The sequence below is a fragment of the Terrabacter sp. 2RAF25 genome (assembly GCF_052115265.1).
Taxonomy (GTDB): domain Bacteria; phylum Actinomycetota; class Actinomycetes; order Actinomycetales; family Dermatophilaceae; genus Terrabacter.
Map to the genome: position 1 here is coordinate 560949 of NZ_JBFRGJ010000001.1, position 19029 is coordinate 579977.

Annotated in this window: 12 protein-coding genes; 9 read left to right on the forward strand and 3 right to left on the reverse strand. The window is 71.2% G+C overall.

Features of this window, described 5'->3' with window-relative positions:
• The first annotated feature begins 23 nt into the window (after positions 1 to 23).
• From AB4091_RS02710 to AB4091_RS02720, 3 genes are all read left to right on the forward strand, one after another.
• Entirely contained in the window at positions 24 to 560 is a 537-nt protein-coding gene (locus AB4091_RS02710) for a YbaK/EbsC family protein (protein WP_442290172.1), read from the forward strand.
• 183 nt (positions 561 to 743) lie between these two features.
• The gene (gene pulA, locus AB4091_RS02715; protein ID WP_442290173.1) at positions 744 to 6563 is read left to right on the forward strand and encodes a pullulanase-type alpha-1,6-glucosidase; all 5820 of its coding nucleotides are present in this window, start codon (positions 744 to 746) and stop codon (positions 6561 to 6563) included.
• 118 nt (positions 6564 to 6681) lie between these two features.
• Entirely contained in the window at positions 6682 to 7623 is a 942-nt protein-coding gene (locus tag AB4091_RS02720) for an aldo/keto reductase (protein WP_442290300.1), read from the forward strand.
• Here the strand turns inward: AB4091_RS02720 and AB4091_RS02725 are convergent.
• On the reverse strand, positions 7604 to 8941 hold the full coding sequence (locus tag AB4091_RS02725; RefSeq protein WP_442290174.1) for an MFS transporter: 1338 nt from the start codon (positions 8939 to 8941) through the stop codon (positions 7604 to 7606). The two genes, AB4091_RS02720 and AB4091_RS02725, sit on opposite strands and share 20 nt — an antisense overlap.
• Positions 8938 to 9585 (reverse strand): winged helix-turn-helix domain-containing protein, encoded by a 648-nt coding sequence (locus AB4091_RS02730; RefSeq protein ID WP_442290175.1) that lies wholly within the window; start codon positions 9583 to 9585, stop codon positions 8938 to 8940. Before AB4091_RS02730 ends, AB4091_RS02725 begins: the two co-directional genes overlap by 4 nt.
• A gap of 265 nt (positions 9586 to 9850) precedes the next feature.
• On the opposite strand from AB4091_RS02730, the gene rplM reads away from it, so the two are divergent.
• From rplM to AB4091_RS02760, 6 genes are all read left to right on the forward strand, one after another.
• The gene (gene rplM / locus AB4091_RS02735; RefSeq protein ID WP_442290176.1) at positions 9851 to 10294 is read left to right on the forward strand and encodes a 50S ribosomal protein L13; all 444 of its coding nucleotides are present in this window, start codon (positions 9851 to 9853) and stop codon (positions 10292 to 10294) included.
• A 33-nt stretch (positions 10295 to 10327) separates the two neighbouring features.
• The gene (rpsI, locus tag AB4091_RS02740; RefSeq protein WP_442290177.1) at positions 10328 to 10837 is read left to right on the forward strand and encodes a 30S ribosomal protein S9; all 510 of its coding nucleotides are present in this window, start codon (positions 10328 to 10330) and stop codon (positions 10835 to 10837) included.
• Positions 10838 to 11108: 271 nt separating this feature from the next.
• Positions 11109 to 13526: a hypothetical protein gene (locus AB4091_RS02745; RefSeq protein ID WP_442290178.1), complete on the forward strand. Its 2418-nt coding sequence runs from the start codon at positions 11109 to 11111 to the stop codon at positions 13524 to 13526.
• A 174-nt stretch (positions 13527 to 13700) separates the two neighbouring features.
• Positions 13701 to 15047 carry a phosphoglucosamine mutase gene (gene glmM, locus AB4091_RS02750; protein ID WP_442290179.1) on the forward strand — a complete coding sequence of 449 codons (1347 nt, stop codon included), beginning with the start codon at positions 13701 to 13703 and terminating at the stop codon, positions 15045 to 15047.
• Positions 15048 to 15197: 150 nt separating this feature from the next.
• Entirely contained in the window at positions 15198 to 17231 is a 2034-nt protein-coding gene (locus AB4091_RS02755; protein ID WP_442290180.1) for a M3 family metallopeptidase, read from the forward strand.
• 40 nt (positions 17232 to 17271) lie between these two features.
• Complete coding sequence (locus tag AB4091_RS02760) at positions 17272 to 18462, forward strand: low temperature requirement protein A (protein WP_442290181.1); 1191 nt, start codon at positions 17272 to 17274, stop codon at positions 18460 to 18462.
• A 48-nt stretch (positions 18463 to 18510) separates the two neighbouring features.
• Here the strand turns inward: AB4091_RS02760 and AB4091_RS02765 are convergent, their stop codons facing one another.
• Complete coding sequence (locus AB4091_RS02765; RefSeq protein ID WP_442290182.1) at positions 18511 to 19026, reverse strand: beta-class carbonic anhydrase; 516 nt, start codon at positions 19024 to 19026, stop codon at positions 18511 to 18513.
• Positions 19027 to 19029 lie beyond the last annotated feature (3 nt).

The following is a 19029-nucleotide window of genomic DNA, read 5'->3' on the forward strand; positions in this document are numbered from 1 at the left end:
GGGTGACGGCATACGGTGACGTCATGCCGAGTGCCGAGGGAAACCTGACCTGGGAGCCTGCGACCGGGCGCCCCGACCTGCTCGCGCCCCCGGTGGCCGCGGCCCTCGGGCTGGTGCCCGAGGTGCGGGTGGCTGCGATCGACGCGAACCTCGCCGACACCGCGGCGTTCTGCGAGGCCTACGACATCGCACCCGAGGCGTCCGCCAACTGCGTCGTGGTCGAGGCCAGGCGTGGTGAGTCGACCACCCTCGCGGCAGTCATGGTGCTCGCCACCGACCGCGCCGACATCAACAAGGTCGTGCGGCGGCACCTGGGCGCGCGCAAGATCTCGTTCGCCGACCAGGCCAAGGCGCAGCAGCTCACCGGCATGCAGCAGGGCGGGATCACGCCGGTCGGGCTTCCGGCCGACTGGCCGGTGCTCGTGGACCGGGCGGTCGCCGAGGCGGGCCCGGTGGTGGTCGGGGCCGGCGTGCGAGGTGCGAAGCTGCTCCTCGAGGGGGCGGCCCTCGCGGCCCTGCCGACCGCCGAGGTCGTCGAGCTGGCCATCCGCGAGGACTGAGGGTCAGCCGCCCCGGCCAGTGCCCGGTGACGTGTGGGAGCAAGATCGCGCAACATCCTGAGCACAAATGCAAAAAATTGCAGTTCTGGGCTGGCGTGATGTCCGAAATGGGCGCTAGGTTCTCCGACGGTGGTCGAGCGTCCAGACGCGGGCGTGCGCGACCCCGCCCACAAAGGAGTGCGCATGCGCCGTCGCCCGGCCCTGTCCGTCGCCAGCATCTCGGCCCTCGTCGTCGCCGGACTAGCCGTCCCGCTGACGGGGGCTCCCGTCGCCCGGGCCGAGACGCCGCGCACCGCGACACTCGTCGGCTCGCTGCAGAGCGAGCTCGGGTGCGACGCCGACTGGGCGGCCGACTGCACGGCGACCGACCTGGTGCTGCAGCCCGGCACCACGACGTATGCCGCCGACTTCACCGTCCCCGCAGGCTCCTACGAGCTCAAGGTGGCGATCAACCACGACTGGGCCGAGAGCTACGGTCAGGGCAGCGCCAACCTGCCGCTCGTGCTGCAGCACGCGGCGAAGCTGCACTTCACCTACGACGACACGACGCACGCGGTGGGCATCGCCCCCACCGACCTGCCGGGCAGCGCGACCTCGGCCGACGCGAAGCTGGCCGCATCCTCCCTGCGTGAGCTCGCGACACGAGAGCGCTTCTACTTCGTCATGGCCGACCGCTTCGCCAACGGCGACTCCTCGAACGACCGCGGCGGCCTGACCGGGTCGCGTCTCGAGACCGGCTTCGACCCGAGCGACGCCGGCTTCTTCCACGGCGGCGACCTCAAGGGCATCTCCCAGCGGCTCGACTACATCAAGGGACTCGGCACCACGGCGATCTGGCTGACCCCGTCGTTCAAGAACCGTCCGGTCCAGGGCTCGGGCTCCGACGCGAGCGCCGGCTACCACGGCTACTGGGTCACCGACTTCACCAAGGTCGACCCGCACCTCGGCACGAACGCCGACATGAAGGCGCTCATCGCGGCTGCCCACGCCAAGGGGATGAAGGTCTACTTCGACATCATCACCAACCACACCGCCGACGTCCTCGACTACGACGGCGGGCAGCACGGCTACGTCTCCAAGGAGGCCTCCTCCTACAAGGACGCGAGTGGCGCGGCGTTCGACGACACGGCGGTGGCGGGCAAGCCGATGTGCGCGGGCACCGCCAAGTCCTACCCCGACTGCTTCCCGGCCGTGTCGGCCGCGTCGTCGTTCCCCTACAAGCCCGTCTTCCGCACCGAGGCCGACAAGACCGTCAAGGTGCCGGCCTGGCTCAACGACCCGACGATGTACCACAACCGCGGTGACTCGACGTTCGCCGGAGAGTCCTCGACCTACGGCGACTTCGTCGGTCTCGACGACCTCTTCACCGAGCGTGCCGATGTCGTCTCGGGCATGGCCGACATCTACAAGTCGTGGGTCGACTTCGGCATCGACGGCTTCCGCATCGACACCGTCAAGCACGTGAACATGGAGTTCTGGCAGGCCTTCTCGCCGGCGATCCTCAAGCACGCCAGGGAGATCGGCAACCCCGACTTCAACATGTTCGGCGAGGTCTTCGACGGCAACCCCGCCTACACCAGCCAGTTCACGACCAGGGGCAAGCTCCCGGCGACGCTCGACTTCGGTTTCCAGGGCGCGGCCCTCGGCTTCGCGCAGGGCAAGGCGACCACCGGCGTCCGCGACCTCTTCGCGGGCGACGACTACTACACCGACACGGACTCCAACGCCTACGAGCTGCCGACCTTCCTCGGCAACCACGACATGGGCAGGTCCGGCGCGATGCTGCTCTCGGCCGGCTACACCGGTGACGCGCTGCTGGCCCGCACCGAGCTCGCCAACTCGCTGATGTTCCTCTCGCGGGGCAACCCGGTCGTCTACTACGGCGACGAGCAGGGCTTCACCGGCCCGACGAGCGGCTTCGACGACAAGCGCGCCCGTCAGGACATGTTCGGCACGGGCACCGACATCTACAAGGACGACGTCATCGTCGGCAGCCCGGACTTGCAGGGCACGGGCGCGCACTACTCGACGAACGTCCCGCTCTACCAGCACATCCGCACGCTCGCGGCGCTGCGCCAGGCGCACCCCGCGCTCGCCGACGGTGCCCAGGTGCACCGCTACGCCTCGGACTCCGCCGGCATCTACGCGTTCAGCCGCATCGACAAGGCGGCCAAGCGCGAGTACGTCGTGGCGACGAACAACGCCACGACGTCCAAGACGGCGACCTTCGAGACCTACTCTGCGGGAAGCAAGTTCGTGCCGCTGCTGGGCGCCGGGGGTGACCTTCGCGCCGATGCTTCGGGTCGCATGACCGTGACGGTGCCGCCGCTGTCGGTCGCGGTCTACCGGGCGAACGACACGATGGCGTCCTCGCCCAGCGCGCCGACGATCATCCCGACCACGCCGGGCGCCGGCGGCGTCGTGGGTGGCCGTGCCGAGATCGGCGCGGCACTCGATGGCAGCACGTTCGCCGAGGTGACCTTCCTCCAGCGACCGGTCGGTGCCACGCAGTGGACGCCCATCGGTACCGACGACAACGCCCCCTACCGCGTTTTCCACGACGTCTCCGGCCTGGCCAAGGGCACGCTCGTCGAGTACCGCATGGTGGCCAAGGACCTCAACGGCAAGGTCTCGGCGACCTCCACGTACGGCGTGGTGGGCGAGCCCCCGTCGACGGGCGGCGGCGACACCGGTGGCGTCGGCCCCGTCACCCAGCCCGACGCCGTCAGCGTTCCCGGCAGCCACAACTCCGAGATGGGCTGCCCCGGCGACTGGCAGCCCGAGTGCGCGCAGGCGCAGCTGACGCTCGATCCCAAGGACGACATCTGGAAGGGCTCGGCGACCGTGCCCGCCGGCGACTACGAGTACAAGGCCGCGATCAACAAGAAGTGGGACGAGAACTACGGCGTCGGTGGCGCACCCGGCGGCGGCAACATCGGCTACAAGGCCCCCGGTGGCTCGGTCGACTTCTTCTACGACCACCGCACCCACTGGGTGACGAGCACGGCACAGGGCGCCATCCTCACCGCCCCGGGCAGCTTCCAGAGCGAGCTCGGCTGTCCCGGTGACTGGGCCCCCGACTGCATGCGCTCCTGGCTGCAGGACCCCGACGGCGACGGCACCTACACCTTCAGCACCGACCGCATCCCGGCCGGCAGCTACGAGTTCAAGGTCGCCGTCGGCCGAAAGTGGGACGAGTCCTACCCGGCCGCCAACGTCGCCTTCACGGTCCCGAGCGCCGGCGTCGTCACGACGATCACCTACCGGGCCTCGACGCACGAGGTCAGCGTCAAGACGTCCAAGGCAGGCGCTGCCCCCGACCTCGCGAAGTCCAAGGCCTTCGTCGTCGGTCCCGACCTCGTGGCGTGGCCGGCCTCGGCGCTGCCCCCCGACACCGACCCGGCGACGCTGCGCTGGCGACTGCACTGGTCGGCGGACGGCGGCCTCGCCGTCGACGCAGAGGCCGTCACGGGCGGGTCCGTCGCGACCCTGACCCGCGACCCGGCCGGCCTGCCCGCATCACTCGTCGCCGCCCACCCCGAGCTCAAGGGTGCCGTGGCCCTGCGGACGGACAAGGCCACCGCGCGCCGGCTGCCCGAGATCCTCAAGGGTCAGGTGGCCGTCGGCATGTACGACACGACGGGTCGCCTGCTCGACGCCACCGGTGCCCAGACCGCCATCGCGCTCGACGCCCTGTATGCCGCATCGGCACGGGGCCGCAGCTACGGGCCGAGCTTCTCGGGCGCCGGTCGGGTCGGCTTCTCGCTCTGGGCGCCCACCGCCCAGTCGGTCAGCCTGCTGACCTGGCCCGCCGGCAGCGCCGACCAGCCCGCGAGCACGGCCAGACGCACCGCGATGGCGCGAGCGACGGACGGCTCCTGGTCGGCCTCGCTGGACGGCTCGGCCCGCAACGCCCGCTACCTCTACGAGGTGAAGGTCTACGCCCCGACGACGGGCAAGGTCGAGTCCAACCTCGTCACCGACCCCGGCTCCGTTGCGCTGACACCGAACTCGACCCGGTCCGTCGCCGTCGACCTGCGCGACCCCGCGTTCATGCCTTCGGCGTGGCGCACCACCAGTGCGCCCACCCTGAAGCAGGCGGTCGACTCGACCATCTACGAGCTGCACGTGCGCGACTACTCGGCCTCCGACGCGAAGGTGGCGGCCGGCATACGCGGCAGCTACCTGGCGTTCGCTGCCGACGGTGACGGACGTGCGCACCTCAAGGCCCTCGCGAAGGCCGGGCTCAACACGGTCCACCTGCTCCCGACCTTCGACATCGCCTCGATCGAGGAGGACCGCGCGAAGCAGGAGACCCCGAAGTGCGACCTCGCCTCCTTCGCGCCGGACAGCGAGGAGCAGCAGAAGTGCACCAGCGCCGTCGCGTCGAAGGATGCCTTCAACTGGGGCTACGACCCGTTCCACTACAACGTGCCCGACGGCTCGTACGCGTCGAGCGCCAAGGCTGCTGACGGCGGCGCGCGTGTCGCCGAGTTCCGCACCATGGTCGGGGCGCTGCACCAGGACGGCCTGCGCGTCGTGCTCGACCAGGTCTTCAACCACACGAACGCCTCGGGCCAGGCCGACAAGTCGGTGCTCGACAAGGTCGTGCCCGGCTACTACCAGCGGCTCAACGCGCGCGGCGCGGTCGAGACGTCCACGTGCTGCCAGAACGTCGCCACCGAGCACGCGCTGGCCGAGAAGCTCATGGTCGACTCCGTCGTCTCGTGGGCGCGCAACTACAAGGTCGACGGCTTCCGCTTCGACCTGATGGGCCACCACAGCAGGGCGAACATGCTCGCGGTGCGTGCCGCCCTCGATGCCCTCACCCCGTCCAAGGACGGCGTGGACGGCAAGGCGATCTACCTCTACGGCGAGGGCTGGAACTTCGGCGAGGTCGCCGACAACGCGCTGTTCGTCCAGGCGACGCAGGGCCAGCTCGGCGGCACCGGCATCGGCACCTTCTCCGACCGGCTCCGCGACGCGGTCCGCGGCGGCGGTCCGTTCGACGAGGACCCCCGCAGGCAGGGCTTCGGCTCGGGCGAGGCCACCGACGACAACGGCGCCGTCGACAAGGACGGAAAGCCTGTCAACGCCGACGCCGCCGGTCGGCTCGCCCATGACACCGACCTCGTCCAGCTCGGGCTCGCGGGCAACCTCAAGACGTTCACCTTCAGCAGCCAGAAGAGCGGTCAGGCGGTGAACGGCACGCAGGTCGACTACAACGGCTCGCCGGCCGGCTACGCAGACCAGCCCGACGAAGTCGTCAGCTACGTCGACGCCCACGACAACGAGACGCTCTTCGACTCGCTCACCTACAAGCTGCCCGTCGCGACGTCGATGCGGGACCGGGTGCGGATGAACACGTTGTCGCTCGCGACGACCGCACTCGCGCAGACCCCGTCGTTCTGGCACGCCGGTGCCGACCTGCTCCGCAGCAAGTCGCTCAACCGCGACTCCTACGACAGCGGAGACTGGTTCAACCGGCTCGACTGGACCGGGGCCGACAACGGCTTCGGGCACGGCCTCCCGCCGCAGGAGCAGAACTCCGCGAAGTGGCCGTACATGAAGCCGCTGCTCGCCAACAGCGCGCTCAAGCCGGCCCCGGCCGACGTGCGCGCAGCCGACGCGATGGCCCAGGACCTGCTGCGACTTCGCTTCAGCACCAAGCTGTTCCGTCTCGGGAACGCTGATGCGATCAACACCAAGGTGAGCTTCCCGGTCTCTGGCACTGCGGACGCGAAGCAGGGAGTGATCGTCATGCGGGTCGACGACACCAAGGGTGCCGACGTCGACCCGGCGCTGCGCGGCCTCGTCGTCGTGTTCAACGCGACGCCGAGCACGATCACGCAGAAGGTGCCCGGTCTCACCGGGTCAGTGGCCCTCAGCCCGGTGCAGGCCGGGGGCGCAGACAGAGTCGTCAAGCAGGCGGCCTACGACGCCGGCAGCGGCACGTTCTCCGTGCCCGCGCGCACCGTGGCCGTCTTCGTGCAGCCGAGCTGACCGGTCCGACCACGCGAGCGCCGCCCCCTGCACCCGCAGGCGGCCGGCGCTCGCGCGTGCGGGCGTGCTCACGAGCCCGCGGGCCGGGGCATAGGTTGGGCGGGTGACGACTCCTGACATGACCTACCGGCAGCTCGGCGACAGCGGGCTGACCGTCTCCACGGTCGGCATCGGCTGCAACAACTTCGGTCGACGCGTCGACCAGGACGGCACCAACGCGGTCGTGCGGCAGGCGATCGACAGCGGCATCACGCTGTTCGACACGGCCGACATCTACGGTCAGGGCGCCAGCGAGGAGATGCTCGGTCTGGCCCTCGGGTCTGAGCGTGAGCACGTCGTCGTGGCAACGAAGTTCGGCATGGACATGCAGGGCAGCAACGGCCCCGACTGGGGCGTGCGCGGCTCCCGCCGCTACATCCGCAAGGCCGTCGAGGCGAGCCTGCGCCGGCTCGGCACCGACTGGATCGACCTCTACCAGCTGCACCGGCCCGACCCCCGGACGCCGATCGACGAGACGCTCGCGGCTCTCGACGAGCTCGTCAGGGAGGGCAAGGTCCGCTACATCGGCAGCAGCAACTTCACCGGCTGGCAGGTCGTCGACGCGGACTGGACGGCGCGCGCCGAGGGCTCGGCCCGGTTCGTCTCCGCCCAGAACGAGTACTCGCTGCTCGAGCGCGACGTCGAGGACGAGCTCGTGCCGGCCTGCGAGCACGTCGGGGTCGGCCTGCTGCCGTTCTTCCCGCTCGCCTCGGGGCTGCTGACCGGGAAGTACCGCCGTGGCGAGTCGGCGCCGACCGGCACGCGGCTCGCAGGGCTGCCCGACCGGCTCGCGGCCGCCGACTGGGACACCATCGAGCGCCTCGAGGCGTATGCCGTCCAGCGCGACCTGCGCCCCATCGACGTCGCCATCGGCGGGCTGGCGGCCCAGCCGGCCGTCGCCTCCGTCATCGCCGGCGCGACGCGTCCCGAGCAGGTCGTCGAGAACGTGCGTGCCGGGTTGTGGGAGCCGACGGCCGAGGACCTCGTCGAGCTCGACGAGATCACGTCGCCGCCGGTGTGACCTCCGGCGTCGAGATCGTCGCGGTGGCGCGTGCCTTCTCTGCTCGCCGGGCGCTGCGGTAGAACCAGGCCCCGAGCACGCTGAACGCGCCCGCGCACACCATCGCCACCTGCGTCGACGCGCGCTCGGCGAGCAGGCCGAAGAGCGGGGCCGAGACGCCGAACGCCACCGACGCCACCATCGAGTTGATCGACAGGACGGTCGCCCGGTTGCGGGCCTTGGCCTCGCGGTGCAGCAGCGCAGAGTGGGCGGGACCCGCAGACCCGTGGAGCAGGTAGGTGACGCCGTAGGCGGCGATGAGCGCAGCCGGGCCGGCCACGAGACCCATGACGACGGCGCCGAGACCGTTGAGGATGCGCGCGAGGATCGCGGTGCGGGCCACGCCGACGCGCCTGCTCGTCCACCCGGACAGGGCGGCGCCCAGGGCGAACACGCCCCAGCCGGCGGCGGCGACGGGGCCCATGATGGCGCCGGCGCGCTCCTCGCCGCCGACGAGCTCGGCGAGCCTGATCGGCTGGAAGGTCTCGAACACGAGCATGCCCACCGACCAGAAGATCTCCACGCAGACGATTCCGCGCAGCGCTGCGTTGGTGCGGAGCATCCCGAGGCCCTCGCGCACGACGACCGGTGACTCCTTGGCCGAGGCGAGGGCGCGACGGACGCCCGAGGAGTCGACGTGCTCGGCGGCCCGGGGCTCGCGGAGCAGCACGAGGACCGCGAGCAGGTGGACGACGTTGAGGGCCACGAAGACCGCCACGGGCAGCACGAGCGCCGACGCGCCGTCGAACGGGTGCCACCAGACGAGGGCGCCGGACAGGAGGGCTCCGGTGGCGATGCCGCCGCCGAGCACGGTGCCCTGCGCGGCCAGCGACCCGTCGACGTCGGCGCCGGGGTCGGAGGCGTGCACGGTGTCGACGAACCACGCCTCGAGCGGCCCGGAGTCCAGCGCCCGGAAGATGCCGGTGAGCACCGCGGCCGCCAGGAACATCCAGAACGCGTGCGCGAGAAGCAGCACGAGGCTGGCGACGACGTTGACGACGGCCGACACGACGAAGACCGGCCGGCGGCCGAACGCGTCGGCGAAGCCGCTCGTGGGCAGCTCGAGGGCGAAGATCGTGAGGCCGGCTGCCGACGACACGGTCATCGCCTGGGCGATGGTGAGTCCACGCTCGAGCTGCCACAGCGTGAGCAGCCCGACGACCAGGCCGACGGGGAACCAGCGCGTGAAGGTCAGCGCGAGGAAGACGCGGCGGGCCGCGGCGGGGGAGAGGACGGCATACGGCTTCGGGGCGGCCTCGCGGCCGGTCGGGTGGCTCATCGTCGTGCTCCGGTTGTCGGTGGACGGTCGAGGTCGAGGGGGTAGGCGAAGGCGTAGACGGCGATGCGCCGGGCCTGGGGGTTGCCCTGCCCGACGCGTCGGTAGCGCTCGATGAGCTGCCACATCTCCTCGCGCATGGCCTCGAGGGACTCGGCGTCGACGAGCACCGAGGCATCGCTCGAGCCGCAGGCGTCCTGCCACGCGGTGGGCCAGGTCGTGGAGACGTCGAGCCACTTGTCGTACTGCTCGCTGAAGTGGCGCGCGTAGTCACGCGTGAGCCAGTTGAGGGCGGTCTCGGAGTCCTCGTCGCCCTCGAAGTCGCTGGGGTGCCACGAGTGGTACTCCGAGCTGGCCTGCCAGAGGCGGCGCTTGCCCTCACCCTCCTCGGTGTCGTGGACGAGGCCGACGGACTCGAGCTTGCGCAGGTGGTAGCTGGTGGCGCCCGAGTTGGTGCCCAGCAGGGTCGCCAGGTGGGTGGCGGTCGACGGACCGTGCCGGCGCAGGGCCCCGAGGAGGCGTGATCGCAGGGGATGGGCGAGCACCCGCAGGCTCTCGGCCGTGAGCCAGAGGTTGTCGGGGTCGGGAGCCCCCGCGCCGGAGGACGAGGGTTGGGGGGTGGGTGCGGTGCGTTCCTGTGCAGCCATAGTGTGCACAATACCTTTGCACAGTTCGTTTGCACAAGAGTTGTGCACTCTTCGGGCCGGAGGGCGTCTTCGCAGGTCAGAGGCTGTTTTGGGCGAGTGACAGCACGATTTGGGTGCGACGGCACCAACCCGTAACATTGGTGAGGTTGTGCACCGGGCCGTCAGGCGAACCACGCTCCGCACCATCGGCGCGAAGCGGGCGACGCGGACCGAGCCCAGCGTCACACCAGTGGCTCCACCATTTCAGAAGCGAAGGCAGACTCCATTGCGCACCTACACCCCGAAGCCCGGCGAGGTCACTCGCACGTGGCACGTCATCGACGCGTCCGACGTCGTCCTCGGCCGCCTCGCGAGCCAGGCCGCTGTGCTCCTCCGGGGCAAGCACAAGCCGCAGTTCGCGCCGCACGTCGACACCGGTGACTTCGTCATCATCGTCAACGCCGAGAAGGTGGCCCTCACCGGCGCCAAGCTCGAGCAGAAGAAGGCCTACCGCCACTCCGGCTTCCCGGGCGGCCTGCGTGCCACCTCCTACACCGAGCTGCTCGCCAAGAGCCCCGAGAAGGCCATCGAGAAGGCCATTCGCGGCATGCTCCCGAAGAACTCGCTGGCCCGCCAGCAGCTCTCCAAGCTCAAGGTCTACCGCGGCTCCGAGCACCCCCACGCGGCGCAGAAGCCCGTTCCCTTCGAGATCACCCAGGTTGCGCAGTAAGCCCCGGCTGCTGCGTAGAAAGCGACTAGACACGTGACTGACATCGTGAACGAGGACGTCCTCGACACCGAAGAGCCCGAGCTGACCGAGTACACCAGCGAGTCCTCGGCCTCCGACTCCGCCCTGGGCGAGCCCAAGCGCGCCCGGCAGGTCTCGACCCCCGGCGCCGCCACCGGTCGCCGCAAGCAGGCCATCGCCCGCGTGCGCATCGTCCCGGGCACCGGCGAGTGGAAGATCAACGGCCGTACGCTCGACGGCTACTTCCCGAACAAGGTGCACCAGCAGATCGTCAAGGAGCCTCTGACGCTCCTCGAGCTCGACGGCTCCTACGACGTGCTCGTGCGCGTGCACGGCGGTGGCCCCTCCGGCCAGGCCGGTGCCGTCCGTCTCGGCGTCGCCCGCTCGCTCAACGAGGTCGACTCCGAGCTGAACCGTCCCGCCCTCAAGAAGGCCGGCTTCCTCTCTCGCGACGCCCGCGTCCCCGAGCGCAAGAAGGCCGGTCTCAAGAAGGCCCGCAAGGCTCCTCAGTACTCCAAGCGCTGACGGCGAACCCGGCGACGAGCCCACCTGCCCGTCCCGGCCGTCCCAGCGTGGCTGCAGAGCAGCCGCCCACAGGCCCCCGAGCAACGCTCGGGGGCCTGTGCCGTCCACGGGGCTCGACGGCCGCCTACGCGTCCCGTCGGTCACCGGCAGGGGCGGGACAGCTGTCCCTTCCTGAGACGTGACCGCGCGCGACCTGTCAGATTGCCTCCAAGAGCGACGAGAAAGGCACCCCTTGAGGCAATCTCCCCGGCCGGCATGGCACCCTCGTGCCATGCGCTACAGGGGGCTGGGTGAGGTCGGGCTGCTCGTCGTGTCGGGAGCCGGCCTCCTGCTGGCCCTGACCCAGACGGGCTCCGACCCGACCATGACGCTGTGGTGGCTCGCCGTCGTGCTCGTCGGTGTGCTGCTGCCCGGCTGGACGCTCGTGCGCGCGGTCCGGGCGGGTCGCGTCGCCGCCACGGACCTCGGCTGGGCCGGTCCTACCGGACTCGCGCTGGCCCTGGTGACCTGGCTCGTCGCCCACCTCGTGGGGCACTCGCTGCCGACGCTGGTCGTCGGACCCGTCGTCGCTGCCGGGCTGCTCGCGGTCCCGGCGACCCGCAACCGCGTGCTCGGGCGCGTCGGCACCGAGGGCGACGCCGCAGCGTCCTGGCCAGCGGTGGCCTGGGCGTCTCTGGCGGTGCTCGTGCTCGCGGCCGTGCGCTGGCTCTGGGTTGGAGGTCTCGCGCTCGCGCCACCGAAGCCGACCCCGACCTATGAGCTGTGGAACACCGATGTGCTCTACCAGACGGCGCTGACCGGCGAGCTGCGGCGCCAGCTGGTCCCCGGCTACCCCATGGTCGACGGCGAGCCCCTCGGCTACCACTGGTTCTTCCACGCCGTCGCCGCCCAGCTGAGCGGCACCGGCATCGACGACCTCGACATCGCGACGCGGGTGCTCCCGGCCACGCTGGTGGTGCTCCTGCTGCTGCTCGCGGCGGCCGTCGGGCAGCAGGTGGTCGGGCACTGGTCCGGTGCCGTCGGCGCCGCCGCAGCCCTCGCCGTGGTGCGCCCCATCTCGGTCGACACGTGGGTGCAGCCCGCGATCACCGCCGTGCCCAACTACTGGCAGCTGAGTCCGACCGCGACGTTGGGCTGGGTGTTCGGTCTGGCCCTCGTGGGGTGCCTCGTGGCCGCGCTGCGCCGTGCGCCGTCCGACCGCTCGGCTCCGGCGGTCCTGCTGCCGGTCTTCGCCCTCGGGGCGGCGGGGGCGAAGTCGGCCCAGCTGCCGGTCATCATCTGTGGGCTCGGCCTGGCGGGTGTCGTCGTCCTCGCCGGCGAGTGGCGGCGCCGCGGTCACGGGCAGCTCTCCTCGGTGGCGCGCACCTACCTGCTCCAGCTCGGCACCCTCGTCGTCATCACCGTGCTGGCGGTGCTCTTCCTCTACCCCGGGTCCTACGGTCTGCGGTTCGACCCCGCCTTCTGGCCGCGGTTCGAGAAGTCGTTGGTCCTCGGCCGTGCGAACGGCAGCACCGCCGCCGAGGTCGCCGCCGTGGTCGTCGCCTTCATCCGCCGGTGGACGCCGACCCTGCTCCCGGCCTTCGGCCTGCTCGTGCTGGTGCGGCGACGTCCCAGCGAGCCCGCCGGCTGGCTCGGCATCGGGACCCTGGTCGGGGGGATCCTCGCCGCGCTGACCTTCCGGCACCCGAGCGGGAGCCAGTACTACTTCGTGATCGCGGCCCTGCCGATCGGCTACGCCCTGTCCGGCGCCGCCGTCGGCGGTTGGGTGCGAGACGAGCTGGCGGCCCGCCGGGCCGGCGCCATGACGGAGTCGAACGAGCCCGCCCCCCCACCCGTCCGGGCCACGCTGACGGCTCGGTGGCGAGACGTCCGGGGCCGCGCCCTGATCTCGCTCGCGGTCGCCGCGGGCGGCCTTGCGGTCGTCCTGGTCGTCCGCCGGCTGCTCCGGTCCGGGGGGCGTCGCCCGGCGGCGCTCGCGCAGCCGCACAGCGACGGCCGCGCCCTCACGGCATGGTTCCTTCCCACGGCGGGCCTGTTGGTCGGGCTGGTGCTGGTGGTGACTCTCGCCTGGCTGATCCGGCGACGTTCGGGCGTTCCGGTGCTTCGCGGGACGTGGATCGCCCTGCTCGTCCTGGCAGCCGCCGCGGGTGGGGTGCGGGCCCTTGCCCCGGCCCTCTCGCCGACCAAGAACCCCCGCGTCGCCACGAGCCCCGCTGCGACGACCGACGCCGGGCGGCGCCCTGCCGTCACGCCCGCGCTCTTCGAGGCCGGGCAGTACCTCAGGCTGCACGCCGACCCGAGCGACGTGGTGGCCACCAACAGGATCTACAACGGGGTGTCAGCAGCCGGCAAGCCGGACAACCGTGACTTCTCGGTCTCTGCGCTGTCGGGGCTGCGCACCGACGTCGGCGGCTACGGCTACGCGCCTCGCATGCTCCAGCAGGACCGGCCGGGCCAGGGCTACGTCGTCGCGCCGTTCTGGGACCAGCCGCGCCTCCACGCCGAGCTGGCCCTCATCACCAAGCCGACCGCAGAAGCCCTCTCAGCGGCCTACCGCACCCGGGGTGTGCGCTGGATCGTGGCCGACGAGCGCTCGGGGCCGGTCTCGCCGCAGCTCGCGACCTTGACCGAGCTCGTCAGCCACTCCGACGGCGTGTGGCTCGCGCGCCTACGAGCACCGAGCAGCTGACCCGCTGCACCGGCTCGCCCCTGTTGTCCGTTTCGTCCCGCACGGGGAAGATCGGAGCGGCTGGTCGGGCGGTTCCCTGCTCGGGCGGTATCGTCTTCCGAGCACGTGGTCAGCACATGGCCAGCACATGAACTCGGGAGGCCAGGGGGCCACCCCGACCGGAAGGCACACAGCGTGGCTCGACTCTTCGGCACGGACGGCGTCCGTGGTGTGGCGAACAAGGACATCACCGCCGAGCTGGCGCTCGACCTCTCGGTCGCGGCAGCGCACGTGCTCGCCGAGGTGGGTGCCTTCAACGGCCACCGGCCCGTGGCGGTCGTGGGACGCGACCCGCGGGCATCGGGCGAGTTCCTCACCGCTGCCACGACGGCAGGCCTCGCCTCCGCCGGCGTCGACGTGCGTGACGCAGGCGTGCTCCCCACCCCGGCGATCGCGTACCTCGTGGCCGAGCAGGACGCCGACCTCGGGGCGATGCTCTCGGCCTCCCACAACCCGATGCCCGACAACGGGATCAAGTTCTTCGCCCGCGGCGGTCACAAGCTCGCCGACGACCTCGAGGACCGCATCGAGAAGCGGCTGCGCGCCGACTGGGAGCGCCCCACGGGAGGAGCCGTAGGCCGCATCACGCCTCTCGTCGACGGCGCGGACCGCTATGTGGCGCACCTGCTCTCCGTGCTCCCGCACCGCCTCGACGGCCTGCACGTCGTCGTCGACGCTGCCCACGGGGCCGCGTTCGAGGTCGCGCCCCGCGCGTTCCGTGAAGCGGGGGCCCGGGTCACGCTGATCGGCGGCGAGCCCGACGGCCTCAACATCAACGACGGCTACGGTTCCACCCACATCGACCACCTCAAGCAGTCCGTCCTCGAGGTGGGCGCCGACCTCGGCATCGCTCTCGACGGTGACGCCGACCGCTGCCTCGCCGTCGACGCCGCGGGCCGTGAGGTCGACGGCGACCAGATCATGGCGATCCTCGCGCTGGCCATGAAGGAGCAGGGCGTCCTGCGCGGCGACACGCTCGTCGCGACCGTGATGTCCAACCTCGGCATGATCCAGGCCCTCGGCAGCGCCGGCATCAAGGTGCTCCAGACGGCGGTGGGTGACCGCTACGTGCTCGAGGGCATGAAGGACGGCGGCTACTCCCTCGGTGGCGAGCAGTCCGGCCACGTCGTCATGCTCGACCACGGCACCACGGGCGACGGCACGCTGACCGGGCTCATGCTCGCCTCGCGGGTCGCCGCCACGGGCCGCACGCTGTCCGACCTCGCCTCGATCATGACCCACTTCCCGCAGGTGCTCGTCAACGTCAAGGACGTCGACAAGTCCGCCCTCGAGGCCAACACCGCCGTCGCCGATGCAGTGCGCGCCGCCGAGGGCGAGCTGGGCGAGTCGGGGCGCGTGCTGCTGCGCAAGTCCGGAACCGAGCCCGTCGTGCGCGTCATGGTCGAGGCAGCCGACGGTGACCAGGCGCGCACGCTGGCCGACCGCCTCGTCGGGGTCGTCAAGGCCGAGCTGTCACTCTGAGGCACTGACAGCCGCGCCGTGACGCACTTCCGGGTGCTCCACGCGTACGCAGGCGGCTGGAACCGCGCCGTGGCGCACTTCCGGGTGCGTGACGGCGTACCCGGCCAAACTCCGTGGAGCAAGCCCGCTCGCCCTGCGTAGGGTTCCGTCATGCCCAACCCGCTGCTCACACCCAGCCCGCTCCCGTTCTCGCTGCCGCCCTTCGCCCTCGTGCGCGACGAGCACTACCCCGAGGCGTTCGACCGCGGCATGGCCGAGCACCTCGCCGAGGTCGAGGCCATCGCCACGAACCCCGAGGCGGCGACGTTCGAGAACACGCTCGCGGCGCTCGAGCGGTCGGGACGCACGCTGAGCCGCGTCAGCCTGGCGTTCTTCGGCACGTCCAGCTCGCTCGCGACGGACGCCGTGCAGGCCATCGAGGAGGAGTACGCGCCGAAGCTGACCGCGCACTGGGACGCCGTCCGGCTCGACCCGCGCCTCTATGCCCGCATCGAGGCCGTTCACGGCGATGCGGACTCGATGGCCGCTCTCGACCCCGAGTCCCGTCGGCTCGTCGAGCGGCACCTCACCGAGATGACCGTCGCCGGGGCGGGTCTCGACGACGACGCGAACGCGGCCCTACGTGACCTCAACAGCCGCCTCGCGACGCTCAGCACGCGTTTCGAGAAGCGGCTGCTCGCCGACTCCAACGACCTCGCGGTGGTGGTCGATGACGTCGCCGAGCTCGACGGCCTCACCGCAGGTGAGGTCTCGGCGGCGGCCGAGGCCGCGAGCGAGCACGGCCACGACGGCAAGTGGCTCATCACGCTCGTCCTGCCCACTGGTCACCCCCACCTCGCATCGCTGACGAACCGCGACCTGCGCCGCCGCGTCCACGAGGCTCAGGGCGCTCGCGGCCACCGCGGCAACGCCCACGACACCAAGGCCCTGGTGCTCGAGATCGTGCGGCTGCGCGCCGAGCGGGCGCGTCTGCTCGGCTACCCGACGCACGCCGGTGCGGCACTGGCGGACTCGACGGCCCGCACGCCCGAGCGCGTCATGGAGCTGCTCGGGCGGATGGCGCCCGCGGCGGCCCGCAACATCGAGGCCGAGCGTGCCCTCCTCGAGGAGGAGGCCGGCCAGCCGATCGAGGCCCACGACTGGGCGTTCTGGTCCGAGCGCGTGCGCGCGTCCAGGTTTGCCGTCGACCTTGCCGAGATGCGGCCCTACTTCGAGGCCGAGCGGGTGCTCCGGGACGGCATCTTCTTCGCGGCGGAGAAGCTCTACGGCCTCACCTTCCACGAACGTGACGACCTCGTCGGCTACCACCCCGACGTCCGTGTCTTCGAGGTGCACGACGGCGACGGGTCGCCCTTCGGGCTCTACCTGCTCGACCTCTACACCCGCGACACGAAGAAGGGCGGGGCATGGATGAACAGCCTCGTCCACCAGAACGAGCTGCTCGAGCAGCCGCACGCCGTCGTCGTGAACAACCTCAACGTGCCCAAGCCCGGCGCGGGCGAGCCCACGCTCTTGACGTACGACGAGACGCGCACCTTCTTCCACGAGTTCGGGCACGCCCTGCACGGCCTCCTGGCGCGGGTCACCTACCCGCACTTCGCCGGCACCCGGGTCTTCCGCGACTTCGTCGAGTACCCGAGCCAGGTCAACGAGATGTGGATGCTCTGGCCCGAGGTCCTCTCGAACTACGCCGTGCACCACGAGACGGGCGAGCGACTTCCGGGGGAGCTCGTCGAGCGACTGGTCTCGGCCCAGTCCTGGGGTGAGGGGTTCGCCACGGGGGAGTACCTCGCCGCGTCGCTCCTCGATCAGGCGTGGCACGCGCTCGGTGTCGACGAGGCCGCCGCGGTGCCCGACGTCGAGGCGTTCGAGGCAGGGGCGCTGGAGAAGGTGGGCCTCGCGAACCCGCTCGTGCCCCCGCGCTACCGCTCGACGTACTTCGCGCACACCTTCTCGTACTCCTACGACGCGCAGTACTACGCGTACATCTGGAGCGAGGTGCTCGACGCCGACACGGTCGCGTGGTTCCGCGAGAACGGCGGCCTCACCCGGTCGAACGGCGACCGCTACCGCCGGCACGTCGTCGGCATCGGCGGCGCGGCCGACCCGCTCGAGTCCTATCGTGAGTTCCGGGGCTCCGACGCCGACATCAGGCACCTGCTGAAGCGGCGCGGACTCGACTGACCCGTCGGTCGAGAGTGCGGGCTGCTGGCAGACTCGGCTCGTGAGCCACGTCAGAGCCGTGCCGCTCTCGCGACGCATGCAGCCTCGTGACCCCCACGAAGCGCACCGCGTCGCGACGCCGCTCGAGCTGTTCTTCGACCTCGTCTTCGTCGTCGCCATCGCGAGCGCGGCCGCTCAGTGGCACCACGGCCTCGCCGAGGGGCACCTGGACGACCTCGTCCGCTTCGTGATGGCCTTCTTCGCCATCTGGTGGGCGTGGATGAACTACACGTGGTTCGCGTCGTCGTACGACTGTGACGACGTGCCGTACCGGCTGTTGACCTTCGCGATCATGGTTGGCTCGCTCATGTTGGCGGCGGGCATCCCCGACCTCTTCGACGACGGGCAATCGGGGCTCGTCGTGGCCGGCTATGCGCTGATGCGCTTCGCGATGGTCGCGATGTGGCTGCGCGCCGCGCGGGGGCACGCGGAGGGCAGGCCCACCGCCTTGACGTACGCCGTCGGCATCAGTGCCGTGCAGGCGCTCTGGATCGCGCGGCTGCTGCTCGAGGGTGTCGCCGTGCTGATGCTCTCGTTCTTCGCCCTCGTGGTCCTCGAGCTGCTCGTGCCCGTCGTCGCCGAGCGCCGCGGCTTCACGCCGTTCCACCCCCACCACATCGCCGAGCGCTACGCGCTGCTGACGCTGATCGTGCTCGGCGAGGTGGTGCTGGCCGCGGTCCAGGCCGTGCAGGGAGCCCTGGGCACCGGCGCGCGGACAGGCCTGCTCACGCTGGTGGTCGGCGGCCTGCTCATCGTCTTCTCGATGTGGTGGCTCTACTTCAAGCGCGAGCACGCCGGGCTCTTCGAGGGCTCCATCGGCAGCATCTTCCTCACCGGCTACGGGCACTACCTCGTGTTCGCGTCGGTCGCGGCGACGGGCGCCGGGCTCGCAGCAGCGGTCGACCTCGTGCAGGGGGAGGCGCACACGTCGTCGCGCGTCGTCGGCCTGGCGCTCGCGGGCGCCGTGGCCGTCTACGTCTGGTGCCTGACGGCCATGCACTCGCTGGCGGGTGCCCCGGTGGCCGAGCGCCGCGTCGGGGTGGCCGTCGGCGTCGTCGCACTCGTGGTCGCGGCAGCAGGGCCCCCGGTGGGTGTGACGGTGCTCGCCATCGGACTGGTGCTCGCAGCCGCCGTGGCGCACCACGTGTGGACCGACCGAGAGAACAGTCCGTCCCCTTCCGGCGTCGGGTGACCCTCACGCGGTGGAGGACGAACTGTTCTCTCGATTGAGGAGGTGGGGTCAGGCGACCTGGCGCAGGAGGCCCGTGTCGACGTCGTAGACGAACCCGGCGACCTCCGTGCCCTTGGCGATGAGCGGGTGCGACCGCACCCGGGCGAGGTCCTCGCGCAGTGCCCGCTCCTGGTCGGTGATCGCGTGGAAGGTCATCCAGGAGGCGTCCTCACCCGCGCTCTCGCCGATGCGCTCACGCAGCTCGGCCTCCGAGTTCGAGGCCATCGCGCAGCGCGTGTGCGGCACGACGAGGATGCGCTCGACGCCGAGCAGGTGGGTGGCGAGCACCAGGGCCTCGAGCGCCTCGGAGTCAACCCGGCCCCCGGGGTTGCGGAAGATCTTCGCGTCGCCGGGCCGCAGACCCACGAGGCCCAGAGGGTCGATGCGGGAGTCCATGCACGTCACGATGGCGACGCCGGCTTGCGCGATGCCGTCGAAGCCGGCCATGTCGAAGCTGTCGGCGTAGGCGCGGTTGGCTGCGAGCAGGTCGTCGAAACCCTTTGCAGCAGAGGCGTTCTCAGTCACGTG